The following is a 26603-nucleotide window of genomic DNA, read 5'->3' on the forward strand; positions in this document are numbered from 1 at the left end:
GGGTCCGCACCCGGGGTCAGGCGGAGCGGACCTCGACGCCCTTCGCCGCCAGTCGTTCGGTCACGTGCGCGGGCAGCGGAGCCGCGGCGTACACGATCGACAGGGCCGGCAGGTCGAGCACGTCGTCCCAGTTCTGCGGGTCGTAGCGGTCGTCCGAGCCGTCCCAGCCCGGGTGCACGTCCTGCAGGACCTCGAGGTCCGAGTCGACCGTCAGCTCGGTGACCATCGCGAGGTGCGACGGCAGCAGGTCGAGGTCGTCGTAGTACTCGCGGGCGCGATCGTCCTGCCCGTCGACGTCGAGGTCCTCGCCGGCGTCCTCGTCGTCGTCGCCGTCGTACGGCTCCAGTACGTCGAGGTCGTAGCAGAGGACGTCGAGCACGAGCAGCTTGGCGTTGAAGTCGGCGAACTCGACGGGTTCTTCGGTGGTGTTGGACTCGTCGTACATGGGTCGGAGCGTAGCGACCGGTGCCCGTGAACGACCGCGCCCGCAGGACACGGGCGTGTTGCGAACAGCAGCGAGCCGCCTGTGGAAGTTGACAGCGCGGCGTCCTCCGGGAAAGGGTGACGCATGGCCACCACCAACACCGACCGACCGCAGCAGGAGCAGCCCACGCTCAAGCGCGTCATCGGCCCCAAGCTGCTGTTGCTCTTCATCGTCGGTGACATCCTGGGCACGGGTGTCTACGCGCTGACCGGCCAGGTCGCGGCCGAGGTCGGTGGAGCGGCATGGCTCCCCTTCCTCATCGCGTTCGCGGTTGCGCTGCTGACGGCGTTCTCGTACCTCGAGCTCGTCACGAAGTACCCGCAGACGGCCGGTGCCGCGCTCTACGTCCACAAGGCGTTCGGCGTCCACTTCGTGACGTTCATCGTGACCTTCATCGTGATGTGCTCCGGCATCACGTCGGCGTCGACCGCGTCGCGGGCGTTCGCGGCGAACCTGGGAGCGGGGTTCGGGCTGGAGCTGCCGAACGGGGTCGTGATGCTCATCGCGATGGGCTTCATGCTCGCCGTGATGGCGGTGAACTTCCGCGGCGTCAGCGAGAGCGTGAAGACGAACGTCGTGCTGACCCTGGTCGAGTTGTCCGGTCTCGTCATGGTGATCCTCATCGGCTTCTGGGCGATCGCCGGCGGCGACGCCGACTTCTCGCGGGTCGTGATGTTCGAGACGCCGGAGGACAAGACCCTGCTGCTGTCGGTGTCGACGGCGACGTCGCTCGCCTTCTTCGCGATGGTCGGCTTCGAGGACTCGGTCAACATGGCCGAGGAGACGAAGGACCCGTCGCGGATCTTCCCGAAGGTGATGCTCACGGGTCTGGGCATCGCGGCCGTCATCTACGTGCTCGTGTCGATCTGTGCCGTGGCCGTGGTGCCGATCGGCGAACTGGCCGGCAACGAGACGCCGCTCGTCACCGTCGTGCAGACCGCCGCGCCGGACTTCCCGATCGCCGACCTGCTACCGTTCATCTCCATGTTCGCCGTCGCCAACACCGCGCTGATCAACATGATGATGGCGTCGCGACTGCTCTACGGCATGAGCAAGCAGGGCGTGCTGCCCGGTTTCCTGTCGCGGGTCTCGCCGACCCGTCGCACCCCGTCGACGGCGATCGTCTTCACCACCGTGATCTCGCTGCTGCTCATCGGCTGGGTGTCGCTCGACCCGGAGTCGCCCATCGTCGTCATCCTCGGCGGCACCACGTCGTTGCTGCTGCTGTCGGTCTTCGCGGTCGTGAACCTGTCGGTGCTCGTGCTGCGCCGCGACCGGGTCGGTCACAAGCACTTCCGCGCCGGCGTCGTGGTCCCCGTGATCGGTGTCGTGACGTGCCTGTGGCTCGTGCTGCCGTTCTCGTCCGGTCGTGACCCGCAGCAGTACGGGATCGCGGGAGCCCTCCTGGCCCTCGGCGTCGTGCTCTGGCTCGTCACGTGGCTCACGCACGGCCGCAAGCAGACCGAGAAGGCGCCGACCGGTCTGGTCACGGAGCCGACCGCGGTGATCCGCCCGGGCACCGGTCACCGCCACCACGAGGACGGCTCGCAGGCGCCGGACCAGCACGCGGAGCCCCGTCGCTCCGACACGGGGCGCGAGGACGACACCCGCCGGGACCGCTGATGGAGGCGGTCGACGTGATCCTCGCCGTCGCCGTCGGGACGATCGTCGTGATCGCACTGTCGGCAGCGGGAGTGTTCCGCCGCCGCTGAGCCGCGGCCGGAAAGCTGCGGCCCCGACACACCCCCGATCGGGCGGGTGCGGTTCCCAGCAGGTGCCCGTACGCTCGTCGTGCTCCGCACCCGATCGTCCTCGGCCACGCCGTCGGACCGCCCCGCCCGGAAGGACCCCACCATGCGCCGCGCCGGCATCACCATCGCCTCGGTGTTCGGCGCCGGCGTGGTCGCGGCCGTGATCGGTGTCGTGGTGGTCGTCGTGATCGCGGTGCACTCGCTCACCGGAGCCGCGAAGACCGTCTCCGCTGCGCCGGCCTGCCCCGAGGTGGCCGCGAAGACGGTCGGCGGCATCGTCGTGCCCGCCGGCCCGGTCGCCGGGTTCTGCCAGGACCGCCTGGTGAACGCCGCCTCCGTCATCCGGGCCGCGCAGGACCTGGGCATCGGACCGCACACGCAGGCCGTCGGCGTGATGACCGCGATCGGTGAGTCCAGCCTGGTGAACCTCGACCACGGTGACGCCGCCGGGCCGGACAGCCGGGGGCTCTTCCAGCAGCGTGACAACGGCGCGTGGGGCACGTACGAGCAGCGGATGGACCCCTACACGGCGGCGACGATGTTCTACACGAAGCTCGTGAAGACGCCCGGCTGGAAGACGATGACGCCGACGCAGATGGCGCACACGGTGCAGATCAACTCGGACCCCGACCACTACGCGAAGTTCTGGCCCGAGGCCAAGGCCGTGGTCGAGGCACTCACCGGTCAGACCGTGCCGGACACCGCGCCGCAGGGCTGACGTCCACCACGGCACTGACGTCGGCCGCTCGGACGCCGCGGTCACGGCGTCACCGTGAGGTCGTGGTCGTGGTCGTGGGCCTCGTCCAGTTCGACCATCGCCGTCCCCGACGCGTGCACGACCACCTGTCCCCGCAACCGCACGGCACGCTCGGCGAAGGCGCACGCGCAGGCGTCGATCCACTCCCAGTCGACCGGGAACAGGTGCGTCTCGCCGGGGCGCTCCCAGACGAGGACGACCTCGGCCGCGGAGTTGTCGGCGCACACCTCGGCCACGAGGGTCGCGAAGTCCTCGACGTGCTCGTCCGGCTGCAGCGGCAGCTCGCTCACGGGCAGGACGAACGGCACGGGCAGCGCCCGTTCGTCGAGGAACAGCACCCAGCACTGCCGTCGGAGGGGTCGTCCGACGACCCCGGTGACGAGGGCGACCACGTCGTCGTCGGTGCGGGCGGGAGTGGTGAACAGACGGTCGAGCGCTTCGGTTCCTGACATGCTCCGACCCTCGCGCGCCGCGCACGCCGAGCGCAGGACGAACCGGCGGACTGTGGACCGTCGGTCCTCAGCACGAGGGTGTGCAGGAGGACGGTCAGAACCCGTGCCGCACAGCGCTGTCGACGAGCAGCAGGGCCGCCGAGAACACGACGACCTGCGCGGCGATCCCGAGGAGCGCGACCGGCCACGCCAGCCGACGCCGCACCAGTCGGAGGGTGCACCCGAGCAGCGTCACGACCAGCACGAGGGCGACGAGCATCGGCCCGACGTACGCGACCGCGCTGCCGAGCCCGACGTCGCAGGTGTTGCCCGGGGCAGCACACGAGTGGAACGCGAGCGACAGGAAGACGATCCCGCCCCCGGCCGCCACCGACTCGACGGCCAGCAGCACCAGCAGCAGGACCGTCGCGACCACGTCGGCGACGCGACGGCGCCCGTGGGTGCCGAGCCGTGCCTCCCGGCCGGCCGTCGCGGGTTCCGCGAGCCCGACCGTCCCGGCCGCGCCGACGGAACCGGACGGCCCGTCCGGGTCGCGTGGCACCGCCGGGGTGGCCATCAGCGCCCCGACGCCGCGGAGCCGCGCGTCGACCAGAGCGCCGCCCAGATGAGCAGGGGCTGCCCGAACAGCCGGGCCACGCGCTTCTCGTCCGAGTCGAGCCCGAAGGCATCGCGTCGGTTCACCCACTGCGACAGGTTGCCCGGGAAGATCGCCGTGAAGAACAGCGCAGCGATCGTGCCGACGGCCGCGCGGCGGCGACGCGGCGTGAGCAGGAGGGCGCTCCCGAGCCCGATCTCCGCGACGCCGGAGGCGAGGACCGTGGTGTCCGTGTCGAGGGGCACGAAGTCCGGCACCTGGGCACGGAAGTCGCGGCGGGCGAAGGTGAGGTGGCTCGTGCCCGCGAAGACGAGCACGAGACCGAGGAGGGCACGGACGAGGGAACGCATGGCTCCATCGTGCTCGCTGCCCGGCAGGGCCGCCCGGCGCGTCGCCCCGACGCGCGCAACGCGGAGGACCGCCCGCGGGAACGCGAGCATCCGTCGGTCGTGAGGGGCACGCGCTCCTCACCGCCGATAGGTTCGGACACATGGCCGTCGTCCGCGACCACGAACCGCCCGCCGCCCTGGCGACGGTCGCCGTGCTCCTCGCTCCCCTGTCACTCTGGATGGGCGTCATCGTGCCCGCCGCCGACATGGCCCGTCACGTCTTCCTCGGCGCCGCGTTCGGCATCGTGGGGGTGCTCTGCGGACTGCGGGCCACCCGGATCGCAGGACGGCGCCGAGCAGTCCGGGTGTGGGCCTGGATCGGGACGGTGCTCGCCGCGCTCGGCCTGGCCATGATGGCGTGGCAGCTGCTCACCTTCGCCACGGGCGGCGGCTTCCCGCCGCCGTTCTGGTCGCCCTACGCCCGACGGTGATCCGGACGGGAGGCGTGGATCGAGCCCGTCTCCCCGCCCCCGTCCGGCGGGTGGTCACCGCGCCACCGGTCGTCGCACGGCCCGGCGCGTGGTGCTCGTCACCACCCGAGCGTGCCCGGACCGCCCTTGAACGGACCGACGACGCGCGAGGTGATCCACCCGCCGTAGAAGTCGCCCTCCTGCGCCTGCACGACCTCGCCACCGACCTCGCACGAGTCCACCGCCGACGGGTAGACCGCCACCCGGTCGCGCAGGTCCTCGTACCCCGGCTCCGGCGTCGGGTAGTTCCACGCCGCCCGCGGCGCGACGACCCCGTCCCCGCCGACGACGTCGAAGTACCGGGCGCGGCCCTTGAACTCGCACATGCTCGACCCCTGCGCCGGCCGCAGGTCGAGCCCCGCCATCGGCACGTAGTAGACCGGCGGGTGCGAGGTCTCGAGCACCCGCACCGCATCGGTCGTGTCGACGACGACGGCCCCGCCGAGCCGCACGACGACCCGCTCCGGCACGGCCGCGACGGCGGGAGGACGCGGGTAGTCCCAGACGGACTCCTGACCGGGACCGGGTTCGACACGAGCGGCACGACGCATGCAGCCGGGTCTACCACCGCCGCCGCAGAAGGAGCAGAGTGAGCGCGTGACGACGACACAGGGGATCTTCCGACGGAAGCCGATCGACACGATCGACGACGAACCCGAGGGCGAGGGCGGCCTCAAACGCCACCTCGGCCTCTGGCAGCTCACCGCGATCGGCATCGGCGGCATCATCGGCGCGGGCATCTTCACCCTCGCCGGTACCGTGGCGAACGGCGTCGCGGGGCCCGCCGTCCTCATCAGCTTCCTGGTCGCCGGCATCGCCAGCGCCGCCGCGGCCCTGTCGTACGCCGAGTTCGCCGGGCTCATCCCGAAGGCCGGCAGCGCCTACACCTACGGGTACGCCGTGCTCGGCGAGGTCGTCGGGTGGTTCATCGGATGGGACCTGCTGCTCGAGTACACCGCGATCGTGGCGGTCGTCGCGATCGGCATCTCCGGCTACGTCGGCTTCCTGGTGGGACAGTTCGGCGTCGACCTGCCCGCTTGGATGCTCGGGGCGCCCGGCACCGGTGACGGCCACGTCGTCGACGTCTTCGCGATCGTGCTCTGCCTGCTCACCGCGTTCGTCCTGACCCGTGGTATCCGCAGCGCCGCGCGCTTCGAACTCGTGGCCGTCGCCGTCAAGGTCGGACTGGTCGTCCTCATCGTCGTGCTCGGGGTGTTCCACATCGACAGCGCGAACTACTCGCCGTACTTCCCGTTCGGGTTCGGCGGGGTGATGACCGGCGCCGCCACCGTGTTCTTCGCGGTGTTCGGGTACGACGCGATGTCGACCGCCGCCGAGGAGTCCACCGACGCCCGGAAGCACATGCCGAAGGCGATCCTGCTCTCGCTCGGCATCGCGATGGTGCTCTACGTGCTCGCCACCCTCGTCCTGACCGGCATGCAGCGGTACACCGACATCGACCCGGCATCGGGCTTCTCGTCGGCGTTCGCGGCGGTCGGGCTCGGCGGGGTCGCGAACGTCATCGCCATCGGGGCCATCGTCGGCATCGTGACCGTGCTGATCACGTTCATGCTCGGCGCCTCACGGGTCTGGTTCTCGATGAGCCGTGACGGCCTCATGCCGAAGTGGTTCGCGAAGACCGACCCGAAGCGGCACGTGCCGACCCGGGTCACCTGGATCCTGGGCGTCGCGTCGGCCGTGCTCGCCGGCGTGCTGCCGATCGGGGTCGTCGCGGAGCTGACGAACATCGGCATCCTGCTCGCGTTCGTCGTCGTCTGCTCGGCGGTGATCGTGCTCCGCTACCGGCAGCCCGACCTCGACCGGCAGTTCCGTCTGCCGTTCATGCCCGTGGTGCCGATCATCGGCGTCGTCGCATCCCTGTGGCTCGTGACGTTCCTGCAGTGGGAGACGTGGGTGCGGTTCGGGATCTGGTTCGCGATCGGGCTCGGGGTGTACTTCGGGTACTCGCGGCGGCACAGCGCACTCGCACGGCCCGCGCAGCCGACACGGTCGCGGTGACGACGACCGCGGGGCGCGACCCGGGCCGCGCTCGCGGGTGCCGCTACTCCGCGACGACCCACACGTGCTGGGCCTGCCACCCCTCCGGCACCGTGTTCCGGTACGCCGCCAGCGCCGCCTCGTAGTCCGGCCCGGACGCCTCGTGCTCCCGCGTCGCGGTCGACCGCGCGGTCGCCTTGATCGTGGTCTCCCCCGTCGCCTTGCTCTCGACGGCGTTGGTCTGCGTCAACGCGAACCCGTCCAGGTCGAGCGCGGCGACCGCCGCCTCCTTCGCCGCGACCACGGAGGTCGCGTAGCCCTCGGCCTCGCGGGTCTCGGTGGAGCGGATCGTGCCTCGCAGTGTCGTCACCGGACCAGTATGGCCCGGCCGCGACGAGCCTCCCGACCCGCTCAGGCGTCGCGCCGGTGCTTGCCCTTCGCCGCCGTCGGGTCGGCCATCGGGTGGTTCCGGAACCAGCGGAGCAGCTCACGCGGCCGGCTCTGGTCCGCGCTCTGGTCCCCCTCGTCGAGGAACGTGCTGAACCCCTCGGGCACCTCGACCCCGTCGGACTCGCGGTCGTACGCCATCGACCACTCCGGGAACCGCCGGGTGTGGACGGACTCCTCGACGAGCAGCCGGATCTCGTCGTGACGGGTGTCCTCGACGATGCGGGCGTACGTCGCCATCACGGCGTCGTACGGTCCCTCGAGCAGCTGCATGAACCGGCCGCCGCGGTGGACGAGCATCCCGGTCAGGCCGTCGGCGGTGTTGCGTGTGCGCGCGTGTTCGAGCACCGCGTCGAGCGCGTCGTCGTCGAACGGCTCCTTCGCGGAGCTCATGTACACCAGTGACTGAAGCATCCTCTTGATCCTGCCCTCGTCCGGCTGGGTCCGCCGCCCCCAGATGACGGGACGTGGCGACGGCGGGCCGCTGGCCGCGTTCAGGCGAGCGGGATCCAGTCGAGGACCTGGCCGTCCTCGGTGCAGTACGTCGTGTCCGAGTCCTCGGTGGTGGTCTTCGACCACGACGGCGACCAGTACGAAGCGTCGATTTCCCGCTGCTTCGGGAAGACCCCGACCACGGTGCCGGCCGACGTGTCCGGCTCACCGGGCACCGGATCGACGTCGAGGGTGTCCGGGTCGAACCACCCGTAGGTGGTCTCCCCGGTGATGCTGTCGAACTCGATGTACATCGAGATGTGGTCGTCCTGCGACTCGGTGCCGAGCTGCACCTGGTACTCCTGCCGCGCCCCGTCGTCGTCCGTCGGCACACCGGACCACTCGACGCGGTACGCGTCGGCGGTCTCCTCGAGCGTGACCGAGCCCGTGCCGGACGCCAGGTCGCAGGCTGCCCTGCCCGGCGTCGCGGTCTCCGTCGCGCTCGGGCTCGGCGCCTCGGCCGTGCGTGATCCCCCGCCGACGCACCCCGACAGGAGCACCGCCGTCACGAGTGCGCCCGCCGCCACGGCTCCGCCGCGTGTCTTCATCCCCATGCGATCCCCCTCGTGTCGTGCGCCCTCCGGCGCCCGTCCACGCTAGCAGCGGGGGTCGGCGGTGCCTGGCACGATGGACGCGTGCCCGCCGCCCCGATGATCGACGCCGTCGACGTCATCCGCTTCGTCGGGCCGCAGGCGTTCGGTCGTGCCCGCGACGTCGTCCGCGCCGGCCTGGTCGAGGACGCCGCCTGGCACGATGACGACGGCACCGTCACCGCGACCGTGTCCGGCTCCGCCGACGAGCCGTACGAGCTCCGCGTCGAGACGACCGTGGCCCGTGGCGAGTTCGTCCGCCCCGTCCGCAGTACCTGCGCCTGCCCCCTCGGCGGCGACTGCAAGCACGTCGCGGCGGCGCTCCTCACCATCAACGCGCGCGCCCTCGCCGCGGCCGCCGGTCCTCGCACCGCAGCGCCCACGAGCGCTCCACCCGCTCCGGACTGGAGGCACGACCTCGCCCGCCTCGCCGGCGACGACGCGCAGGTGCTCACCCCGCAGGGCACGCCGATGGGCCTGCAGTTCGAGTTGCGCGACGCGGTGCCCGCCGCGCTCGCCTCACGTGCGCGTGCGGCAGGCCGAGCGCTCCCGTCGCGCGCCCGCAGCGTCCGGCTCGGGGTGCGACCGGTCACCCGCAGCGCCGCCGGCAACTGGGTGCGCGGGCAGCTCACCTGGGGCACGCTCCCCTACTCGATGAACCGGCTCGGCATCGCACCCGAACAGCACGCCTGGTTCCTGCAGTTCTCCGCCCTGCACCGCGCGGGGCAGCTCGCCGGACTGCCGGGCGAGAGCGACTGGGTCCACCTCGACGAGTTCGGCAGCCCGCTGCTCTGGCCGCTCCTGCGGCAGGCCCCGGGACTCGGCATCGCGTTCGTCACCGGCAAGCGCGAAGGCGGAGCAGTCCTCGGTGCCGAGGCACGAGTCCTCCTCGACGCGGCCCGGCACGACGGCGCGCTCGTCATCGGTGCGAGCGCGGTCGTCGACGGCCGCCCGGTGCCCGAGGGCGCGGCTCGCACGATCGGCGACCACGGCGTGTACGCGTTCCGCGAGAGCCCGGAGTTCCACGTCTCCCTCGCCCCGTCGCCGGCGCCCGTGCCCGAGGACCAGCGCCGCATGCTCGTCGACGGTGCCCGGATCACGGTTCCGGCAGAGGCGGTGGACGAGTTCCTGGCCGACTGGTCCCCCAAGCTGCGCGGTGCCCTCGGACTGGTGAGCTCGGACGGCTCGGTCGAACTGCCCGAGCGGACTCCGCCGGAACTCGTCCTCACGGCGACGTTCGAGCCTGCCCGGGCGCCTCGGACCGACGACCGCGTGCACCTGCAGTGGCGGTGGCACGTCGACGGCCGGAAGGACCCGGTCGCCCTGCACGGGCCACTCCCCGACCTGACGGGCCTGCACGCGGCGGACGAGACCGAGACGTCGGGACCCGGCGGCAGCCTGGACTGGTTCGAGGACGGCACGTTCGACGGCGCGGACGTCGCCGTGTTCGCGCACGAGCTGCTACCGGCACTGCCCGGACTCGGCGTGCGGACCGTCGTGCAGGGCGAACCGGGCGACCACGAGCGGCTGACCGGCCGACCGCACGTCCGGGTCACGACGATGCCGTCCGACAAGCACGACTGGTTCGACCTCGGCATCTTCGTCACGGTGAACGGCAGGCAACTCCCCTTCACCCCGCTGCTCCGTGCGCTCGCGAACCGGGACCGCCGGATGAAACTCATCGACGGGTCCTACCTGTCGTTGGCGGACCCGGCGTTCGACCGGCTCAAGAAGGTCATCGAGGAAGCGCGCGAGCTCGACGAGTGGGAGCCCGACCAGCCCCTCACGGTGACGCCGCTGCAGGCCGGGATCTGGTCGGAGTTCGACCAGCTCGCCGACGAGACCGAGCACGACGAACGGTGGCAGCGGATCGCCGCAGGGCTCCTCGACGCGACGCCGCCGGCCGACGTCCCCGTTCCCGTTCCCGTTCCCGACACCGTGCACGCCGAGCTCCGACCGTACCAGCACGCCGGGTACACGTGGCTCCGGTTCCTCCGCGAGCACGGCATCGGCGGGGTGCTCGCCGACGACATGGGGCTCGGCAAGACGCTGCAGGTCCTCGCGATGGTCGCCGCCGCCCGGGCAGCGGAGCCGGACGCCGCCCCGTTCCTGGTCGTCGCACCGACGTCGGTCGTCGGCAACTGGGCGGACGAGGCGGCACGCTTCACGCCCTCGCTCCGCGTGACGACGATCACGGCGACGTCGCTGAAGGACCATTCGCGGGTCGGCCGTGCCGCGGCGGCGGCGGACGTGGTCGTGACCTCGTACGCCCTGCTGCGACTCGACGCGACCGAGTACACGGAGCTGCCGTGGTCGGCGCTCGTGCTCGACGAGGCGCAGTTCGTGAAGAACCCGCAGTCCCAGACGCACCGCGTGGCGGCCGAGCTGCCCGCGCCGGTGAAGTTCGCGATCACGGGCACGCCGCTCGAGAACGGGCTCACCGACCTGTGGGCGCTCTTCCACATCGTCGCCCCCGGGCTGCTGTCGTCGTGGTCCCGGTTCGGTGACGACTACGTCAAGCCGCTCGGCTCCCCCGACCTGCGCGGCGAGGCCCGCAAGGAGCTCACCGCGCGGCTCCGGCGGCGCATCCGGCCGCTCATGCTCCGACGGACGAAGGAGAGCGTGGCCGCCGATCTGCCGCCGAAGCAGGAGCAGGTCGTGCGGGTGACGCTCGACCCGGCACACCGGGCGCTGTACGAGACGACGCTCAACCGGGAGCGGCTGAAGGTCCTCGACCTCATCGACGACCTCCCGCGGAACCGCATGATCGTCTTCCGGTCGCTGACGCTGCTCCGGATGCTCGCGCTGTCCCCGGGCCTCGTGCAGGAGTCCGGCGATCCCGGTCTCGACCGGGCCCCGGTGCCCTCGGCGAAGCTCGACCTGCTGCTCGACGAACTCGAGCAGCTCGCGGCCGAGGGCCGTCGGGCGCTCGTGTTCAGTCAGTTCACGACCTTCCTGCGCATGGTCGCGGACGCACTCGATGCGCGCGGCATCGGGTACGAGTACCTCGACGGGTCGACCCGGAAGCGCCCGCAGGTCATCGAGCGCTTCCGGACCGGCACTGCGCCCGCGTTCCTCATCTCGCTCAAGGCGGGCGGGTTCGGGCTGACCCTGACCGAGGCCGACACGGTGTTCGTGCTCGACCCCTGGTGGAACCCGGCCGCCGAGGCACAGGCCGTCGACCGGACGCACCGCATCGGGCAGACCCGCTCGGTGAACGTGCAGCGCTTCATCGCCGAGGACACCATCGAGGAGAAGGTCCTGGCGCTCGCGGCGAAGAAGGCCGAACTGTTCGCCACGATGATCGACGACGACGCCCTGTTCGCCGACGACCTGACCGCCGAGGACATCCGTTCCCTGCTCGCCTGAGCGCGCGAGCCGAGTCCCGCGGCGGTGCGCCGGGGAGGCTCAGCGCCCCAGGCCGTCGATCCGTGCGACCTCCTCCGCCGACAGCTCGATGTGGGCACCTGCCGCGTTCGACCGGATGCGCTCCGGGTTCGACGACTTCGGGATCACGACGAACTCGTGCGCGACGTGCCACGCGACGATGACCTGGGCGCTGTCGGCGTCGTGCGCCTCGGCGATCTCGACGAGGGTCGGGTCCTGCAGGTTGCTCGCCTTGAAGGGGCTGTACCCCTCGAGCACCACTCCGCGCTGCTGCAGCCCCGCGGCGACCTCGGCGTCGTACTCGGCCGGGCTCCAGCGGATCTGGTTCACGGCCGGGGTCGTCCCGGTCGCGCTCACGAGCTCGTCGATCTGCGCGAGCGAGTAGTTGCTCACGCCGACCGCGCGGGTGAGGCCGTCGGCCCGCGCCTGCACGACCTGCTCCCACACGTCCGGGCGGGCCTCGCCGTTCGGCGGCCAGTGCACGAGCCACAGGTCGAGGTGGTCGAGCCCGAGCTGCTCGAGGCTCTCCTCGATGGTCTGCCGGACCCGGTCGGCGTTGTCCGGCGGCAGCTTCGTCGTGACGAAGACGTCGTCGCGTGCCAGGCCCGAGTCGGCGAGCGCCCTGCCCACGCCGCGCTGGTTCGAGTAGCCCGTCGCGGTGTCGATGTGGCGGTAGCCGGCCTCGAGCGCCGCTCCCACGGCGGCGGGAGCGTCGGCGTCCGGGATCTGCCAGGTGCCGAAGCCCAGGAGCGGCATCGACCCACCGGTGACGGACACGGAGGGGTTCGCATGATCAGTCATGCCCCGTGTCTACGCCCGGGCTCCCCGACCGCTCGGAGGGACAGCCGCTCGGAGGTACGGCCGCTCGGAGGGACGGCCGCTCGGCGCCCCCGTGTCACGCCCGGCAACGTCGGCGCTGCACGGCAAGATCGACGACGGCCCGTCCGGGCCCGCACTACGCAGCACCGAAGGTCCTCCCCATGCCGTCCCGTCGACGTCGTCCCCGTTCCACCCGCACCCGCTCCTCGCGACGGTCCTCCCGGTCCACCCTGACGTCGCTCGGCGTGGTCGTCGCGGTCGCCATCGCCGGCTACGTCCTGCACGCGACCGGGGTGCTCCCCACCGATGCGGAGGGCGCACCGCAAGCGACGGGCGGACCCGACACGAGCGCACGCGCCGCGACCGCACGTCAGCAGCTCGAGGCCCTGCCGGTGAAGGGCAAGGCACCCGCGACCGGCTACGACCGCGAGGGCCGCTTCGGCACCGCCTGGCTCGACGTCGACCACAACGGCTGCGACACCCGCAACGACGTGCTCGCGCGCGACCTGACCGACACCGAGCGGCAGGGCCCGTGCAAGGTGCTGCGCGGCACCCTCGTGTCGCCGTACACCGGCGAGCGGGTGGACTTCGTGCGGGGGAACCGGACCTCGACCCTCGTGCAGATCGACCACGTCGTCGCGCTCGAGAACGCCTGGCGCACCGGGGCGCAGCAGCTGTCGCAGACCGAGCGCGAGGCCCTGGCGAACGACCCGACGAACCTGTTCGCCGTCGACGGGCACTCGAACGCGCAGAAGCGATCGGGCGACGCCGCGACGTGGCTGCCCGCGCACACGGCGTTCCGCTGCACCTACGTCGAGCACCAGATCGCGGTGAAGACGACCTACCGACTGTGGGTGGCACCGGCGGAGCACGACGCGATGGCACGGGTCCTGGACCGCTGCTGACACGAGCCGTTCAGGCGACACCTGTAGCGTAAATCGGGTCGGTGCAGCCGCGCCGACCGGACTCGCCGGAGCATGCGCCGCCGTCGCGGTGCCGCTGCAGCCCGAGCCCTTCACCGTCGAAGACCGCAGGAGGCTCTCCCTTGCCCGAGACCAACACCACCACCACGCGCTTCACCGACCGCGTCGTCCTCATCACCGGCGGCGGTTCCGGCCTCGGTCGCGCGACCGCCGTCCGCCTGGCCGCCGAGGGCGCGTCGCTCTCGCTCGTCGACGTCTCCGCCGAGGGGCTCGAGGCCACGAAGGCCGCCGTTCTCGACGCCGCCCCCGACGCCCAGGTCCTCACCACCGTCGCCGACGTCTCCGACGAGGCCCAGGTCGACGCCTACGTCACCGCCACCACCGAGCGCTTCGGTCGCATCGACGGCTTCTTCAACAACGCCGGCATCGAGGGCAAGCAGAACCCCACCGAGTCCTTCACCGCCGCCGAGTTCGACAAGGTCGTGTCGATCAACCTGCGCGGTGTGTTCCTCGGCCTCGAGAAGGTCCTCGGGATCATGCGCGAGCAGGGGTCGGGCATGGTCGTCAACACGGCGAGCGTCGGCGGCATCCGCGGTGTCGGCAACCAGTCCGGCTACGCGGCCGCGAAGCACGGCGTCGTCGGCCTCACCCGCAACTCCGCCGTGGAGTACGGCCAGTACGGCATCCGCATCAACGCCATCGCCCCGGGTGCGATCTGGACGCCGATGGTCGAGAACTCGATGAAGCAGATCGACCCGGACAACCCGCGCAAGGCCGCCGAGGAGTTCATCCAGGTCAACCCGACCAAGCGCTACGGCGAGGCCCCGGAGATCGCGGCCGTCGTCGCGTTCCTGCTGTCCGACGACGCCTCGTACGTCAACGCGGCGGTCGTCCCGATCGACGGCGGGCAGTCGGCCAAGTACTGAGCGACTCCCCTCCGGCGCCCGGCCCGCAGCGTGCGGGTCGGGCGCCGTCCGGTCTGGAGGCACGGCGCACCTCCGCCACACCGGTCACCCCGTGCGCCGCACCCGTCGCCGCCGAGTGCGTTCGGATCCGGTCGCCCCACGTGGGAGCATGGCCGGGCACACCACGGCGGAGGGAACCCCATGAGCAGCAACGACACGAGCGGGTCGGCCTTCGGTCCCGGTGCCGGCAGGACCGAGTCGCCCGCCGGAGCGCTCCGGCGCCGGATGGCCTCGTCGGCCGAGGGGTTCCTCGGTAGTGCCGCGTGGGTGCCGTGGAAGCCCGCGGGTGATCCGGAGGGCGGGAGCATCGCGCACGTGATGATCCGCGACCTGCCGTTCGTGCCGGTCTTCACGGACCCCGCCGAGCTCACCGAGGGCGTCCCCGGCACCGAGGCCCGTCCCGTCCGGATGGCGGAGCTCGTCACCGCCGTGCCCGAGGAGTTCGGCATCGTCGTCGACCCGACCAGCGCCGAGGCGGCGAACTTCCTGCACGCCGACGTGCTCGCCGGGATCCGGGCGCAGATGCGCGGCGAGATCCCCGCCGAGGGCACCGACGACGGGGACCCCGCTCAGGGCTAGCCTGGCGTTCTCGCACCGAGCTGGGGAGGAGCTCTCGATGCTGACACTCACCGCACTCGCGGTCGCTGCTGTGTACGTCCTGGTGGTCGCCGTCGTCGCGATCGTTCTCGTCCAGCGGCGGCGGCGTCTGCCCGCTGCCGATCGTCCGTCGCCCGGACCGCTGCTCGGGCTGCTGATCGGCGCCGTGCTCGTCGCGCCGGTCGTCTGGGGTGTCGCGACCCTGGCGACGGCGGGCATCGCCGACCTGCTGACCTCGATCCGCGGCTGACGATCCCGGTTCGTGGTCCGCGGCGATCGCGAACCGGAATCGTCAGCGGCGCGGCTCGACCAGCTCGATGAACCGTGACAGCAGCGACAGCCCGCTGATCGACGGCGGCAGCCCCGTGGTGAGCGCCGGCGAGTAGACGAGGTACGCCGCCCACTGCGCCCGGGACAGCGCCACGTTGAGCCGGTTGGGCATGAGCAGGAAGTCGAGGCCGCGCGGGATGTCCGCCGCGCTCGAGGCCGCCAGCGAGGTGATCGACACCACGGCCTCGCGCCCCTGGAACATGTCGACCGTGCCGACCTGGGTGCCGCGGAGTCCGGCGCGGTCGAGGGCCTCGCGGATCAGGGCCCCCTGCGCGTTGTACGGCGCGACGACGATGACGTCCTCGTCGGTCAACGGGCGCTCGACCTCGCCGTCGACCCACCGGCGGCCGATCAGGCTCTGCGCGAGTTCGACGACTCGGACTGCTTCCTCCTCGGACGACGTCGTGTTGCCGCTGTGCACGACCGGCACCGGGTGGACGCCCGGGTCGAGGTCGTCGAGGTGCCGCCCACTCACGATCGACGTCAGCTGCCCGTCGTACGACAGGCCCGACACCGAGGCGGTCAGCGCGGGCTCCATGCGCCGCGTGTGCGCGAGGAAGTAGCCGAACTCCGGCGGGAGCACGTGCTCGCCGTCCGCCAGCCAGCCGAGCGCCGATTGGTCGACCGGCTCCGGGTGCGATCCCTGCGACACCTGCGGGAGCTGCTGCGGATCGCCGAGCAACAGCAGGCGCTGCGCCGCGATCGAAGAGGCGATCGTCGGCGCGAGCGAGAACTGCCCGGCCTCGTCGACCACGAGCAGGTCGAGGGAGCGCCGCGGGATCGTGCCCTCGTTCGCGAAGGTCCACGCCGTCCCGCCGACGACTCCCCCGGTGCCGGTCTCGGCGCACGACGCCAGGAACGCCGAGACGGCCGCGTTGTTCTTCACCGGAGTCCACGCGGCGGCCTCGAGCTCGTCCTCAGTCGCACCGGACTTCGGCACCTTCACCACGCGGTCCGCGGGTACCCCGGCGCGGACGACCGAGGACAGGAAGTTCTCCGAGGTCGCGTGGGACTGGCCGACGACGCCGACGCGCCAGCCGTGCTCGCGGACGAGCCGGGCGACGACGTTCGACCCGACGTAGGTCTTGCCCGTGCCGGGAGGGCCCTGGATCGCCAGGTACGACCGGTCGAGCCCGAGCAGTGTCGTGACGACCGCGGAGACGGTGTCGTCCCCGGTCACGGGAGCGAGCGGGCCGCGCGGTGGCACTCGACGGAGCAGGTCGAGCGCCGGATCGGGCAGCATCTCTGGCAGGGCGTCGAGGACCTCCTGTCCCCACTCGGCGATCGCCTCGGGCTGCGGCTTCGCCCGCGGCGGGGCGGCCGGCGCGAGGGCGACCGGGAAGTCGGAGTGCGGCTCCCCGCCGCCGACCGGCAGGCTCTCCTTCACCAGGACCTCGAACGCGTCGCCGTTGTCGGCCGCTTCCAGCACGATCGCGCGAGCCGACGCGCCCTTCGAACCCGGCGCAGGAGCGGTGACCGACGGCGGGAGTGGGTCGTCGTAGACGAGGTGAGGCGTGCCTCCCGGCCGGATCCGCGAACCGGGCGCGAGCGTCCCCGACAAGCGAATTTCTCGTGACTGCGAGCGGGCACGCGGCAGCGTGTCCCAGTCCCGCTCGACGGACGCGCGCTCGACGACGAGGACGTCGCGGGTGTCGGCCCAGTCGTCGACGGGGTTGCGGAGGCGGTCGAAGTGATCCTGCCAGAAGGTCTTGGCCTCGCGGCGGTGGTAGTCGATCGCGGCGGCGGCGAGCGCCAGGGCTGTCTGGTCGGCGTCGCGGTCGAGGGGGTCGACGTCCGCGATCTGCGCGGCGAGCGCCGTGTACACGGGGTTCGGCTCGCGCTCGACGGGGATCGGCGGGAGGATCGGCTCCTCGCTCGGCTCCTCGGTGCGCGGGGGCCGGAGCGACAGCAGCCAGTCGCGGAGCCGCAGCGTGGAGCGGCAGTCGTAGGCGTTGTAGTCGGCGACCTGGTCGAGCATGCGCTGACCCGTGGCGGGGTTGCCGTTGCGGAGTTCCTCGATGGCCTCGACGTACGCGGTGATGCTGTCGGCGGCGTTCGTGACATCGCTCAGGCGGAGGTCCTCGCCCATGTACAGCGGCTCGACCTTCTTGATCGAGTAGCTGTGGCTGCCGACGACCAGGGCCTTGCGGACGATCGGGTACAGGTCGACGAGGACGCCCGCGCGGAGCAGGTCGTCGACGTCGTCCTCCCCCACGCCGTGCCGGGCCGCGAGGGACAGCAGGTGCGTCCGCTCGTACGCCGCGTAGTGGTAGACGTGCATGCTCGGGTGCTGCGCGCGACGTTCCTTGACGAAGGCGAGGAAGTCGACCAGCGCCTGCCGCTCGTCGCGGATGGTGTGCGCCCAGAAGGCGGTGAACTCGGCGCGGTCGTCGACCAGGCCGAACAGGTAATCGAGGCCCCAGTGCACGCCGTCCTCGGTGTGCAGGGGATCGCCCTCGAAGTCGAAGAAGACGTCGCCCGGGTCGGGCTCCGGGATCGCGTCGAGGGCGCGGGGGTCGTGGAGTTCGAAGCGGGGCTTGGCTGCTCCCTTCTTGGCGTCACTTGCTTGCTGCTCGGCTTCCGTCTCGGTCTGGAGGCGCGCCTGACGCACCAGCCGATCTTGCGTGGATCGCGACATGCCGGGCACGGCCGCCGTGCGATCCGCCAGGTCGTCGATCGTCCGCACCCCCTGCCGGATCAGCTTCGTGCGCTGGTCGAGGCGCATGCCGGCGACGAGGACCAGGTCACGGTGCCGCTGCACCTGGGTCTGGCAGATAATGCAGCGGCCGCAGCTGGAGTAGCGGGGGTCGCCCCACTGCAGCTCCTCGTGCTCCTGCATCCGCTCGGCGATCACCCGTTCGAGCTCAGCACGCTGCGTGCGGTACACCGGGGCGATGTCGGCGAGGTCGTGCGTCGTCGTCGTCCGGTCGCCGAGGACGAGGTGAACCTGCTCGCCGGTGGGAATGCCGTGCGCCTGCATCTGCTCGGCGTACGCGGCGAGTTGGAGCAGGGCGCTGATCTTGGCGTGGCGGGCGAGCTTGGTGTCGTAGACCTCGTACTCGCCCTGGTTGTTGCGGAGGATGAAGTCCGCGAAGCCGATGAAGCCCGGGTGCTGTGGGGTGGGCGGCTCGTGGAAGGTCGGTTGGTAGACGACGTCGGCGCCGTTGTTGAAGGCGTCTAACGCTTGTTGCGCTGCTGTCTTGTAGTCGCGCGGAGCGGGTCGGTCGAACTCGATGACATCGCGCGTCTGCTTGAGGATGTCGAGGTAGTCGAGCTCGTGCTGGTCCCCCAGGCGGCCGGTGCGCTCGAGCATGTTGTCGTGTTCGTCGGGCAGGAGGCCGCCGCGGCCGAGCTTGGCGTCGAGGCGACGGAGGAACGCCCACTCGCAGGTCGCCCACGTGCTGAGGTCGCTCGGGCTGAGCAGGACCTGACGGTCGGTGGTGATCTGCATGGGCTCCCCGGTGTCGTCTGGTGCGCTCCGAGCCTAGGGGTGGGGGCCGACAGCTCGCCTTTTCGCGAGCGCGGACAGCTGCCATTTCAGATGTTACGTTCGAGTCAGACCAACCCAACTGGAGGAAAAATGCTTGCTCACCACGTGCGCATCACTGCGACCGTCTTCGTCTCCGCCGCACTGCTCGTCGCTCATGCGCTCCCCGCGGCAGCATCGAGCGTCGCGACCTCGAGGGAATCTCTGGAGGACCTGCCAGCGATCTCAGCACCACTCGGAGCCGAGAACGGCACGCGCGGGGTCAGCCCCGCGGGCTGTGGTGGAACGACGGACTACGCCCACAAGAGCGGGAGCGATGCCTCGGTGCACGGGCGGACCAAGTGCAAGCGCGCGGTTTCGAAGGTCGGCGTGACCACCATCCTGCAGAAGAAGGGTTGGGTCATCTGGGAGTCCATGAAGTCCGACACCTCGTCCCGAACGGGCGCGAACAACTCGCAGGACGCGCATCCGCACTGGCGTTGCTCAGGCTGGGGCACGCAGTCTTACCGCGGGTACTCCTCGCACTATTCGATCGAGTCGGGCAGGACGTACACCACGGCGACCGCCAGCCCGGAGAAGCGCTTCGGGTGCTGAGCCGCAGAACGGTTGCGCTCGGACTGCTCGGCCCGACTCTTGCTCTCGTCTCCGCCGGGTGCGCGCCTGTCGAGCACAGCCCCGAGGACGCGCTGGTCGAGCTGCAGGCTCCTCCCCCGGGGCCGCCGCAGTTGCGAGTGGGCGGCGTTGTCTTGCAGCCCGTCGACTGGGAATGGCTCCGGGAAGACGGCTGGGACGACGCAGACGCGGACGAATCCGAACTCTGGCCCTCGCTCCCGCGCGTACATACAGGACCCCTCGCGCAGTTGGAGCTCACCGCAGGGCCTCGCCCCGCCGAGCTCATCGCTGTGATGTACGACCAGCGGAGAGACGAGACCGCGCCACCACAGTCCGACTCGGGGTTCGAGGTGCCGTGCACCGATGACAGTCCCGTCTGTCGGTACAACGGCTCGGAAGGTGACAGCTTCGTCCTTGCGCTCCAGGGGTCGGACTTGAGGAAAGCCGGCGCCGTCCTCGTCGTCCTGCACGCCCACTGGCAGGTGAGCACCGGGGCGGACGTCGTCCTCGACACCGCAACCTACGGGTTCCGCGCGGAGCTCCGGACATGACGCCGGAGCAGCAGGCGTGGACCGATCTGGAACGCGGTCGCGTCGAGCCATCGAGCCGGACGATCAGGGCCCACGCGCCTGCGTTCCCGTCGTACGCGCGGGTGTTCTTCCCCGTCACGTCGAACGGAGCACGACCGCGGAGTTGGTCGCAGGCACTCGGTCGCCCCGTGACGCCGGACGTCCGCTGGGCTGACTGCCTGTCGAAGGACCCCGACATCGAGACTGCGACGGGCGACCTCCCCTGGGCCGTGGCCGCTCCGCTTCTCCGTGCGCTCGACGGCGGCCGGGACAGCATCGTCTTCGGCTTCTGGGCTGGGCACGCGGACACCTCGCTCCCCGCGACCGGCTTCGCGGGGGTGTTCCCACCGGACGGACGAGAGCTCTGGTTCGTCCGAGCGACGGGCGACGACGTCGCTGAGCTCACCGTGGACGTCGGCCGCGGGCCAATGCGCTGGTACCCGGACCATCGTCGGTGGTCGGTGACCGCTGACGTCTACGACCGATCGGTGATCGTCGGCGGGGACCGCCCCACCATCCACGCCGTCCTCGTTTCGAGCGATCTCGAAGCGGTCGAGGTGCCCGACTCCCTGCCAAGCTGCGCCCTGATGTGAGCGGCGCACCCGGGTCATCTCGTACAACGAGAACCCAAGAACCACCTCCGGAGGCACTGCGGATCGATGGAAGGAGGGTCCTCTCGTACGCAGGACCGAAGACGCGCGACAGGTCGATCGCGAGGAGCGGAGCGCTCCCCGAGCGACAGCGCGGAACTGCCCCGCTCGTCATCGCCTCGATCCCCCTCGCCGTCATGCTCGCGGCGGGCGATGTGCTGAACGGCGCGGTCTGTATGGCCGCCATCGTCGCCCTGAGCGCGAGCTTCACCTCCTGGTGGTTCACGCCAAGGGGCGGGTCCCGACCGTGATCGCTATCCGCGCGGGCCTCGCGCTGCTCACATCGATGATCGGAAGCGCGATCGTCCTCACGACCATCTGCTTCGTCGCCGTCGCGACCTCGTCCATAACCGGTCGAGCCGTCCACCTGCCCGGCCTCGTCACTGCTGCACCAGCCCGATCGCCGGAAGTCGCGACGGGTGAGACCGGTGACACGGTCGTCGTCTGGTTCGTGATCGTGACGCTCGCGCTCCCTCGGCCTCGAGGTCCTTCGGCTGCAACGACCGAGGCGCCCTTCGGGATCCGTTGCGTTGCACTCAACCAAGACGAACGCTGCGTCAGCGTCCGGGAACGATCAACCCGCGACGATCAGCCAGAGACACGGAGGAATCGCGGGCCGTCGTACCCGTCGCACGACACGTGCGCCGTGAAGTCAGCGAGCGAACGGACTCAGTGCCCACGTTCGCCGTAGAGCGCCTGGTAGACGACGACCGGCTCCTCGGTCTCGGCATCCCTCGCCACGAGGACCACCTCGTACTCCCCGCCCTTGAAGTACCGGTACCGCCCAGCGGTCACATCGCTGCTCACCCGAACGATCGTAGGACTCCTCCCCCCCGTCGGCGGCCGCCGCCCGCAGCCGTCGGCGACCCGGATCTTCATCGTGCTCGGCGGAGCCGTGGTCGTCTTCGGTCTGCGCTACACGATCGCTACTTCGCCGATCTCGTCGCGGCGGCCTGGTCGGACGCCGTCCTGACCGAGGAAGAAGGTCTCGAGATCGCGACCGTAGGCACCCTGCTCGACATCGGAGCACCCAGCATCGCGCTCGCGATGCAGGGTTCGCCTTCGAAGAAGACGGCCCCGTCATCGGAGCCTGACGATGGTCAGGAACTCGAGTTGGACGGCTCGAGCCTCGTCGTCCTGACCGGAGAGATGCGCCGTCCGAGGGACACCATCGAGGCGGATCTGGCGCGGCTCGGCATCCGGACGGCCCGAGCGGTCACCAAGAAGACCACCCTTCTCATCGCAGCCGACGTGAGTAGCCTCTCTGGGAAGGCGCGGAAGGCGACGCAGTACGGGATCCGGATCGCGAGCGAGGACGCGCTCGAGGCTGCGATAGCGCATGCTGCAGCCTGAAACGCTCACGCCGATCAACGCCACGGCTGATCGGTAGCGGGAGGAACTCCTTCACTCAGGGTTCGGATCGGTTCTGGAGGACCGCCCGTACACGTTCACGCAGCCCCGGATCAACCACGTACAGGTAGGTGCCGAGGACGCCACGCGTCATCAGGACGCTGTAGACGTTCTTCACGAAGCGGAGGACATCGTCGTCTGAGTACTCGATGCCGAGACGCGGGTTGTTCTCCATGCCCTTCTTGTCGAAGTAATTGGCACGGTCGAACACGACGCGCTGGACCCGTTCATCGAAGCGCACGTCCGGACCGATGATGACGCCGGCGTAGTTGAGGTCGTATCCCTGCACAGTGTGGATCGACCCAACCTGGTCGATGGCACCGGGAGACGTGATCCAGTCCTTCTGCGTCTGGTTCCACCGCAGGCGCTGCCCATCGAGTTCGATGTCGTAGGCGCAGGGATCGTTCTTGCTCTTCCATTCCCACGCGTACCCCGCGACGAGGCGGGAAAGCCCAACCTCTGTTTCTCGAGTGCGGATCGCGTCGTGCATCTCGCCGAGGTCGTCGAACAGCCGCAGGTCGTAATCGCCGAAATCCTCCCGCTTGCGCGGCATGGCGCTCAACAGCGACCGAGCGAAGGACACGTAGTCGGCCCCTCCTCGGACGCGCATCTGCGTCCGGAGCGGGTAGTTTCGGTCCACGGCGTCGGCCTCAGCGATGAGCGCCTTCTGAGTGTGCTGCGGAAGGTCAGCGGGCCGGACACTCTGGTTCACGTCGATTAGGAAGATCTGGTGACGGCTCTGCGCTCGGATCCAGTCCACCTGGGTCAAGTGATCGGCGTCCGCACCAAACAACTTCTCGTTGATCTCCCCGAAGCTCTTGTTCTGCATGCCGGACGCTTGATTGGCGCGATGGTTGAGGCGGTGCGACTCGTCGACGACGAGCAGGTCCCACGGCTCGTCACTCTTCCCGACCTCGAACGGGGTCAGGACCATCGTCTTGTCGAGCCCCGGCGTCTTCGCGAACACGCGCTTGAGAGAGGCCCGCAGCGCCTGCTGCGGAACAACGAGTCCGAGGCGGGCATCTTCGAGTCGATGATGGTTTTCCTCGGTGAAGAAGTCAGCAAAGAGCACGTCGCTCTCCGCCTCCCCCAGGTCCCTGCCGAGCCTGAGGTCGCGCAGCAGCTTGAGCAGGTACACGGCGACGATCGTCTTGCCAGTCCCCGGGTCTCCTTGCACGGTGATGGGTGCCGCTGCTTCGTGATCCCAGTCCTCGAAGAGCCCCTCCAGGATGTCCTCCACCGCAAGTGCCTGATCTTGGTTCAAGGCCTTGTAGGGCGAGAGCTTGAAGAGCTCGCGGTTCTCAATCTCCGGAAGGCTGCGCGTGAAGACATCTTGCTTGCGGAGTTCGTCGAAGATCTCCTGGAACGTGTCCCGATACCTCGTCCGGTCGTAGTAATCGGCGTCGACGATCCCCTTGTTACTGTTCAGAACGGTGAACTTCTCGTCCGCCGCGAGGAGGGCGATGAGCTGCGACTCGAGATCGAGGCAGACTGATTTGTTGAACGTGTCGTCGAGGACGAGGCGGACTGCCTTCAGCGTCCCGCGTTCGGGGGAATCGAGGTGCTGCCGCATCCGCACGGCGGCATTCGACGTCTCGCCGACGTACACCCGTTTCCCGTCATCGAGGATGTAGACCACCGGCCAGTTGACGAAACGGCGGTTATCCAGTCGCCACGACCGGAGATGGTGCCGCGTCAACGGAAGCCGCTCGACCTCAAAGCTGGTCATACTTGGTGCTCCGTCCCCGCGATCGCTCGATCGGGTACTTGTCCCTGGTGATGGCGAGCTTCTCGCGCATCAGCTCTTCGGGCGACGCGCCGAGGCGGTCTGCGAGCAAGAAGCAGTACGTGAGCACATCGGCGAGTTCGCGTCGCACGCGCTCCCGGTCTCCGTTGTCGTCCCACTGGAAGCACTCGAGCAGTTCCGCGGCTTCGATCGAGATGCTCTTCGCGAGATTTGCCTCCGAATGGAACTGTCCCCATTCCCGCTCGCTCACGAACGCTCGTAGCTCGTCCTGAAGTCCCTCGTCCGCCATGTTGCGACGGTAGCAGCGCGGCTGTTCATGAACGCAGCTCCTCGCCGCGCGACCGATGGCAACGGAGTGGCGATGCAGTGCCCGACACGAGTGCGAACACCCCAGAACAGGTGCTCGCGCCCACCTCGCCCCGACCACGAGGATGATTCAGCACCGCACGCCCAGGGGAAGACGCCCGGTGCCACGAGCAAGATCCCCGTGGGAACGCACCATGACGATGGCCGGAGAATCGGCAGGCACCGAAGCCCGCCGCCAACGAGGCCTCGCAGCCGAACACCGCCGCCGCGCCGACGAAGCCGACCAACGTGCCGCGCGGTTCGAGATCGCCGAGCGCACCGAGAGTGCGACCGCAAAGGTCCTCGCTCCACTCGCCGGCATCGGCTACCACCTCCTCGCCGACCGCCGTTGGCCCGGCAGCCGCACCGCGCAGGTCGACATGGTCGTCGTCGGGCGCGCCGGCGTCTTCATCGTCGACACGAAGGCCTGGCGAGACGTCGCCGTGCACAACGACCGCATCACCCGCGGCCAGGAGGACGTCACCGACGACATCGCCCGCCTGGCCGACCTCGCGTACTCGACCGAAGCGGCCCTGACCGACATCGGGCTCGCGCCCGGCGAGGTCCACGCCATCGCAGCCCTGGCTGGCCAGAAGAGGATGCACGCGCAGGTCGCGTCGGTCGACGTCCTCGGCGTCCACGACGTCATCGGTCACATCACGAAGCGCGGCGCCCGGCTCTCCTCGGAGCGCGTCGACCAGGTCCTCGCTGCACTCCTGCAGCACTTCCCCGTGATCGGCAGCACCTCGGAGCCCCAGCCGCAGCTCGTCGTCCCCGCACCGGTCCTCCCACGCCAGCAGACTCCCCCGGTCGAGCCGCTCGACGACGAGGTCGTCGAGCGGCTCCTCGACGGCGTCCTCGAAGCGCCCATCGAGGACTGGATGGCCTTCCTCGACCCCGCACAGGCGCGGCTCGTCCGCCGCAACTTCAACGGACCAGCACGCATCCGCGGCGCCGCGGGCACCGGCAAGACCGTGGTCGGCCTGCACCGCGCCGCCTACCTCGCGCGCGCGACGGGCGGTCGCGTCCTCTTCACCACCTACATCCGCACCCTCCCCGCGGTCCTCGAGTCACTGCTCGAGCGACTCGCCCCCGACATGGTCGACCGCGTCGACTTCGTCAACGTCCATGCCTTCGCGAACCGCCTCCTCAAGGAGCGCGGAGTCGCGTTCCGCGTCGACACCCTGGAGGCGCAGCGCGCGTTCTCCGACGCATGGAACGTGATCAGCGCCTCCAGTCCGTTGAAGGCGGCTCGCTTTACGCGCCGATACTGGGAGGACGAGATCGCCTACGTCATCAAGGGCCGTGGACTGACGCACTTCGACGAGTACGCGGACCTGGCGCGCGTCGGGCGGAAGCACGCGCTGCCCGTCGACGTGCGGCTGGCAGTGTGGGACCTCTACGAGGCGTACACGACGAACCTGCGGCAGCGGGGCGTGTGCGACTTTGAGGACACGGTGCTGCTCGCCCGCGACGCGGTGCGCGAGCTCCCCCTCGACCGCTACGACGCGGCGATCGTCGACGAGGCCCAGGACCTGTCGTGCGCGATGGTGTCGCTGCTGCACGCGCTCGTCGGCGATCGACCCGACGGGCTGACCCTGATCGGCGACGGCCAGCAGACGATCTACCCCGGTGGCTACACCCTCGGCGAGGTCGGCATCAGCCTCGCCGGACGCGGAGTCGTCCTCGACGTGAACCACCGGAACACTGCCGAGATCCTCGAGTTCGCCAAGCAGATGGTGGCCGACGACCAGTTCGTCGACATCGAGGGCGTCGACGGCGTCGGTGATGCGATCTCGGACGTCATCCGGTCGGGCGAGGAACCCGGTCTGCACCACTTCACGAACCGAGCAGACCACGACGCGGCGCTGCTCGCTCGCGTCGAACAGGTCCTCCGACTCGTGGGCACCGGTCGAGGCGACGTCGGCATCCTCACCGCCACCAACCTGCAGGCGGGCAAGGTCCGGGCGCTGCTCGACGGAGCGGGTGTGGCGTCGGTGTCGCTGAAGGATTACGCGGGCAAGAGCTCCGACCAGATCCGCGTCGGCACGATCAAGCGGGCGAAGGGCCTTGAGTTCAAGCAGGTGCTCCTGCCGCACGTGCCGGCGAAGCTCATCGCCGACGCCCCGGAGACCGAGTCCGTCGCGGACCGCGAGCGTCGGGAGCTCGACCGGCGCGAGCTCTACGTCGGTATGACGCGGGCGCGCGACGGGCTCTGGGTCGGCTCCCTCGGAACGCCTCGCCCGAGCCGCTGACCGACGGGCTCGTGGGGCGTCATCGGTTTTACCGCGCCGTCGTCTCCGTCCTGGATGCTTCTCGTTTCCGCTACCTTCTCGA

The 26603-nt window shown here is 70.3% G+C and carries 27 protein-coding genes; 14 read left to right on the forward strand and 13 right to left on the reverse strand.

What is annotated here, in order from left to right:
• Positions 1-16: 16 nt before the first annotated feature.
• A complete protein-coding gene (locus DEJ23_RS10035) occupies positions 17-445 on the reverse strand; it encodes a DUF6892 domain-containing protein (protein WP_111240124.1) in 429 nt (142 codons plus the stop codon).
• A 123-nt stretch (positions 446-568) separates the two neighbouring features.
• On the opposite strand from DEJ23_RS10035, the gene DEJ23_RS10040 reads away from it, so the two are divergent.
• The gene (locus DEJ23_RS10040; RefSeq protein ID WP_258375429.1) at positions 569-2107 is read left to right on the forward strand and encodes an APC family permease; all 1539 of its coding nucleotides are present in this window, start codon (positions 569-571) and stop codon (positions 2105-2107) included.
• A gap of 168 nt (positions 2108-2275) precedes the next feature.
• Positions 2276-2953 carry a hypothetical protein gene (locus DEJ23_RS10045; RefSeq protein WP_146240252.1) on the forward strand — a complete coding sequence of 226 codons (678 nt, stop codon included), beginning with the start codon at positions 2276-2278 and terminating at the stop codon, positions 2951-2953.
• A gap of 41 nt (positions 2954-2994) precedes the next feature.
• Here the strand turns inward: DEJ23_RS10045 and DEJ23_RS10050 are convergent, their stop codons facing one another.
• The 3 genes from DEJ23_RS10050 to DEJ23_RS10060 all read right to left on the reverse strand — a co-directional run bounded on the left by DEJ23_RS10050 (position 2995) and on the right by DEJ23_RS10060 (position 4389).
• Positions 2995-3444: a hypothetical protein gene (locus tag DEJ23_RS10050; RefSeq protein ID WP_111240126.1), complete on the reverse strand. Its 450-nt coding sequence runs from the start codon at positions 3442-3444 to the stop codon at positions 2995-2997.
• A 94-nt stretch (positions 3445-3538) separates the two neighbouring features.
• Positions 3539-4000 carry a DUF6264 family protein gene (locus DEJ23_RS10055; protein ID WP_111240127.1) on the reverse strand — a complete coding sequence of 154 codons (462 nt, stop codon included), beginning with the start codon at positions 3998-4000 and terminating at the stop codon, positions 3539-3541.
• Positions 4000-4389, reverse strand: coding sequence for a MauE/DoxX family redox-associated membrane protein (locus tag DEJ23_RS10060; protein WP_111240172.1), 390 nt, complete (start codon positions 4387-4389; stop codon positions 4000-4002). Before DEJ23_RS10060 ends, DEJ23_RS10055 begins: the two co-directional genes overlap by 1 nt.
• Positions 4390-4529: 140 nt before the next feature.
• On the opposite strand from DEJ23_RS10060, the gene DEJ23_RS10065 reads away from it, so the two are divergent.
• The gene (locus DEJ23_RS10065) at positions 4530-4859 is read left to right on the forward strand and encodes a hypothetical protein (RefSeq protein WP_111240128.1); all 330 of its coding nucleotides are present in this window, start codon (positions 4530-4532) and stop codon (positions 4857-4859) included.
• 98 nt (positions 4860-4957) lie between these two features.
• Here DEJ23_RS10065 and DEJ23_RS10070 read toward each other — a convergent pair whose 3' ends face one another.
• Positions 4958-5449, reverse strand: a complete 492-nt coding sequence (locus DEJ23_RS10070; protein ID WP_111240129.1) for a DUF427 domain-containing protein — start codon at positions 5447-5449, stop codon at positions 4958-4960.
• Here DEJ23_RS10070 and DEJ23_RS10075 point away from each other — a divergent pair.
• Complete coding sequence (locus DEJ23_RS10075) at positions 5448-6917, forward strand: amino acid permease (protein ID WP_111240130.1); 1470 nt, start codon at positions 5448-5450, stop codon at positions 6915-6917. The two genes, DEJ23_RS10070 and DEJ23_RS10075, sit on opposite strands and share 2 nt — an antisense overlap.
• A gap of 43 nt (positions 6918-6960) precedes the next feature.
• On the opposite strand, the gene DEJ23_RS10080 is transcribed toward DEJ23_RS10075, so the two are convergent.
• From DEJ23_RS10080 to DEJ23_RS10090, 3 genes are all read right to left on the reverse strand, one after another.
• Positions 6961-7266, reverse strand: a complete 306-nt coding sequence (locus tag DEJ23_RS10080; RefSeq protein WP_111240131.1) for a hypothetical protein — start codon at positions 7264-7266, stop codon at positions 6961-6963.
• A gap of 41 nt (positions 7267-7307) precedes the next feature.
• Entirely contained in the window at positions 7308-7757 is a 450-nt protein-coding gene (locus tag DEJ23_RS10085; RefSeq protein WP_111240132.1) for a BLUF domain-containing protein, read from the reverse strand.
• An 80-nt stretch (positions 7758-7837) separates the two neighbouring features.
• Positions 7838-8389, reverse strand: coding sequence for a hypothetical protein (locus DEJ23_RS10090; RefSeq protein WP_111240133.1), 552 nt, complete (start codon positions 8387-8389; stop codon positions 7838-7840).
• Between the two features lie 81 nt (positions 8390-8470).
• On the opposite strand from DEJ23_RS10090, the gene DEJ23_RS10095 reads away from it, so the two are divergent.
• A complete protein-coding gene (locus DEJ23_RS10095) occupies positions 8471-11794 on the forward strand; it encodes a DEAD/DEAH box helicase (protein ID WP_111240134.1) in 3324 nt (1107 codons plus the stop codon).
• A 39-nt stretch (positions 11795-11833) separates the two neighbouring features.
• On the opposite strand, the gene DEJ23_RS10100 is transcribed toward DEJ23_RS10095, so the two are convergent.
• The gene (locus DEJ23_RS10100; protein ID WP_111240135.1) at positions 11834-12613 is read right to left on the reverse strand and encodes an aldo/keto reductase; all 780 of its coding nucleotides are present in this window, start codon (positions 12611-12613) and stop codon (positions 11834-11836) included.
• 179 nt (positions 12614-12792) lie between these two features.
• Here DEJ23_RS10100 and DEJ23_RS10105 point away from each other — a divergent pair, with 179 nt between their 5' ends.
• The 4 genes from DEJ23_RS10105 (at position 12793) to DEJ23_RS10120 (ending at position 15366) form a co-directional block, all read left to right on the forward strand.
• Positions 12793-13536, forward strand: a complete 744-nt coding sequence (locus tag DEJ23_RS10105) for an HNH endonuclease family protein (protein ID WP_111240136.1) — start codon at positions 12793-12795, stop codon at positions 13534-13536.
• Between the two features lie 140 nt (positions 13537-13676).
• A complete protein-coding gene (locus DEJ23_RS10110; RefSeq protein ID WP_111240137.1) occupies positions 13677-14480 on the forward strand; it encodes a glucose 1-dehydrogenase in 804 nt (267 codons plus the stop codon).
• A gap of 180 nt (positions 14481-14660) precedes the next feature.
• A complete protein-coding gene (locus DEJ23_RS10115) occupies positions 14661-15098 on the forward strand; it encodes an SseB family protein (protein ID WP_111240138.1) in 438 nt (145 codons plus the stop codon).
• Between the two features lie 37 nt (positions 15099-15135).
• Positions 15136-15366, forward strand: a complete 231-nt coding sequence (locus DEJ23_RS10120; protein ID WP_111240139.1) for a hypothetical protein — start codon at positions 15136-15138, stop codon at positions 15364-15366.
• Between the two features lie 42 nt (positions 15367-15408).
• Here DEJ23_RS10120 and DEJ23_RS10125 read toward each other — a convergent pair whose 3' ends face one another.
• Positions 15409-18897, reverse strand: a complete 3489-nt coding sequence (locus DEJ23_RS10125; protein WP_111240140.1) for a TM0106 family RecB-like putative nuclease — start codon at positions 18895-18897, stop codon at positions 15409-15411.
• Positions 18898-19302: 405 nt separating this feature from the next.
• Here DEJ23_RS10125 and DEJ23_RS15430 point away from each other — a divergent pair, with 405 nt between their 5' ends.
• From DEJ23_RS15430 to DEJ23_RS10145, 3 genes are read left to right on the forward strand one after another with little or no spacing between them, the layout of a single operon-like run.
• A complete protein-coding gene (locus DEJ23_RS15430) occupies positions 19303-19527 on the forward strand; it encodes a hypothetical protein (RefSeq protein WP_146240253.1) in 225 nt (74 codons plus the stop codon).
• Positions 19521-20096, forward strand: coding sequence for a hypothetical protein (locus DEJ23_RS15435; protein WP_146240254.1), 576 nt, complete (start codon positions 19521-19523; stop codon positions 20094-20096). Before DEJ23_RS15430 ends, DEJ23_RS15435 begins: the two co-directional genes overlap by 7 nt.
• Positions 20093-20707, forward strand: a complete 615-nt coding sequence (locus DEJ23_RS10145) for a hypothetical protein (RefSeq protein ID WP_111240144.1) — start codon at positions 20093-20095, stop codon at positions 20705-20707. The genes DEJ23_RS15435 and DEJ23_RS10145 overlap by 4 nt, the downstream gene beginning before the upstream one ends.
• Positions 20708-21433: 726 nt before the next feature.
• Here the strand turns inward: DEJ23_RS10145 and DEJ23_RS10150 are convergent.
• A complete protein-coding gene (locus DEJ23_RS10150) occupies positions 21434-21571 on the reverse strand; it encodes a DUF1653 domain-containing protein (protein WP_220034212.1) in 138 nt (45 codons plus the stop codon).
• Positions 21572-21877: 306 nt separating this feature from the next.
• On the opposite strand from DEJ23_RS10150, the gene DEJ23_RS10155 reads away from it, so the two are divergent.
• Positions 21878-22117, forward strand: a complete 240-nt coding sequence (locus DEJ23_RS10155; protein WP_146240255.1) for a BRCT domain-containing protein — start codon at positions 21878-21880, stop codon at positions 22115-22117.
• Positions 22118-22172: 55 nt separating this feature from the next.
• On the opposite strand, the gene DEJ23_RS10160 is transcribed toward DEJ23_RS10155, so the two are convergent.
• Both DEJ23_RS10160 and DEJ23_RS10165 read right to left on the reverse strand, forming a co-directional pair.
• On the reverse strand, positions 22173-23903 hold the full coding sequence (locus DEJ23_RS10160; RefSeq protein ID WP_111240147.1) for a DUF2075 domain-containing protein: 1731 nt from the start codon (positions 23901-23903) through the stop codon (positions 22173-22175).
• Positions 23890-24210 carry a nucleotide pyrophosphohydrolase gene (locus DEJ23_RS10165; RefSeq protein WP_111240148.1) on the reverse strand — a complete coding sequence of 107 codons (321 nt, stop codon included), beginning with the start codon at positions 24208-24210 and terminating at the stop codon, positions 23890-23892. The genes DEJ23_RS10160 and DEJ23_RS10165 overlap by 14 nt, the downstream gene beginning before the upstream one ends.
• Before the next feature lie 211 nt (positions 24211-24421).
• Here DEJ23_RS10165 and DEJ23_RS10170 point away from each other — a divergent pair, with 211 nt between their 5' ends.
• The gene (locus DEJ23_RS10170; RefSeq protein ID WP_111240149.1) at positions 24422-26521 is read left to right on the forward strand and encodes a nuclease-related domain-containing DEAD/DEAH box helicase; all 2100 of its coding nucleotides are present in this window, start codon (positions 24422-24424) and stop codon (positions 26519-26521) included.
• Positions 26522-26603 lie beyond the last annotated feature (82 nt).

Source organism: Curtobacterium sp. MCSS17_008 (genome assembly GCF_003234185.1).
In the GTDB taxonomy this organism is placed as follows: Bacteria; Actinomycetota; Actinomycetes; order Actinomycetales; family Microbacteriaceae; genus Curtobacterium.

What these genes read in the sequence shown, in the direction of transcription:
- DEJ23_RS10035 (WP_111240124.1), bottom strand. Translation starts at nt 445, where the DNA reads ATGTACGACGAGTCCAACACCACCGAAGAACCCGTCGAGTTCGCCGAC.
- DEJ23_RS10120 (WP_111240139.1), top strand. Translation starts at nt 15,136, where the DNA reads ATGCTGACACTCACCGCACTCGCGGTCGCTGCTGTGTACGTCCTGGTG.
- DEJ23_RS10145 (WP_111240144.1), top strand. Translation starts at nt 20,093, where the DNA reads ATGACGCCGGAGCAGCAGGCGTGGACCGATCTGGAACGCGGTCGCGTC.
- DEJ23_RS10055 (WP_111240127.1), bottom strand. Translation starts at nt 4,000, where the DNA reads ATGGCCACCCCGGCGGTGCCACGCGACCCGGACGGGCCGTCCGGTTCC.
- DEJ23_RS10100 (WP_111240135.1), bottom strand. Translation starts at nt 12,613, where the DNA reads ATGACTGATCATGCGAACCCCTCCGTGTCCGTCACCGGTGGGTCGATG.
- DEJ23_RS10065 (WP_111240128.1), top strand. Translation starts at nt 4,530, where the DNA reads ATGGCCGTCGTCCGCGACCACGAACCGCCCGCCGCCCTGGCGACGGTC.
- DEJ23_RS10105 (WP_111240136.1), top strand. Translation starts at nt 12,793, where the DNA reads ATGCCGTCCCGTCGACGTCGTCCCCGTTCCACCCGCACCCGCTCCTCG.
- DEJ23_RS10115 (WP_111240138.1), top strand. Translation starts at nt 14,661, where the DNA reads ATGAGCAGCAACGACACGAGCGGGTCGGCCTTCGGTCCCGGTGCCGGC.
- DEJ23_RS10170 (WP_111240149.1), top strand. Translation starts at nt 24,422, where the DNA reads ATGACGATGGCCGGAGAATCGGCAGGCACCGAAGCCCGCCGCCAACGA.
- DEJ23_RS10060 (WP_111240172.1), bottom strand. Translation starts at nt 4,389, where the DNA reads ATGCGTTCCCTCGTCCGTGCCCTCCTCGGTCTCGTGCTCGTCTTCGCG.
- DEJ23_RS10085 (WP_111240132.1), bottom strand. Translation starts at nt 7,757, where the DNA reads ATGCTTCAGTCACTGGTGTACATGAGCTCCGCGAAGGAGCCGTTCGAC.
- DEJ23_RS10075 (WP_111240130.1), top strand. Translation starts at nt 5,448, where the DNA reads ATGCAGCCGGGTCTACCACCGCCGCCGCAGAAGGAGCAGAGTGAGCGC.
- DEJ23_RS10165 (WP_111240148.1), bottom strand. Translation starts at nt 24,210, where the DNA reads ATGGCGGACGAGGGACTTCAGGACGAGCTACGAGCGTTCGTGAGCGAG.
- DEJ23_RS10090 (WP_111240133.1), bottom strand. Translation starts at nt 8,389, where the DNA reads ATGGGGATGAAGACACGCGGCGGAGCCGTGGCGGCGGGCGCACTCGTG.
- DEJ23_RS10125 (WP_111240140.1), bottom strand. Translation starts at nt 18,897, where the DNA reads ATGCAGATCACCACCGACCGTCAGGTCCTGCTCAGCCCGAGCGACCTC.
- DEJ23_RS10070 (WP_111240129.1), bottom strand. Translation starts at nt 5,449, where the DNA reads ATGCGTCGTGCCGCTCGTGTCGAACCCGGTCCCGGTCAGGAGTCCGTC.
- DEJ23_RS10050 (WP_111240126.1), bottom strand. Translation starts at nt 3,444, where the DNA reads ATGTCAGGAACCGAAGCGCTCGACCGTCTGTTCACCACTCCCGCCCGC.
- DEJ23_RS10160 (WP_111240147.1), bottom strand. Translation starts at nt 23,903, where the DNA reads ATGACCAGCTTTGAGGTCGAGCGGCTTCCGTTGACGCGGCACCATCTC.
- DEJ23_RS10040 (WP_258375429.1), top strand. Translation starts at nt 569, where the DNA reads ATGGCCACCACCAACACCGACCGACCGCAGCAGGAGCAGCCCACGCTC.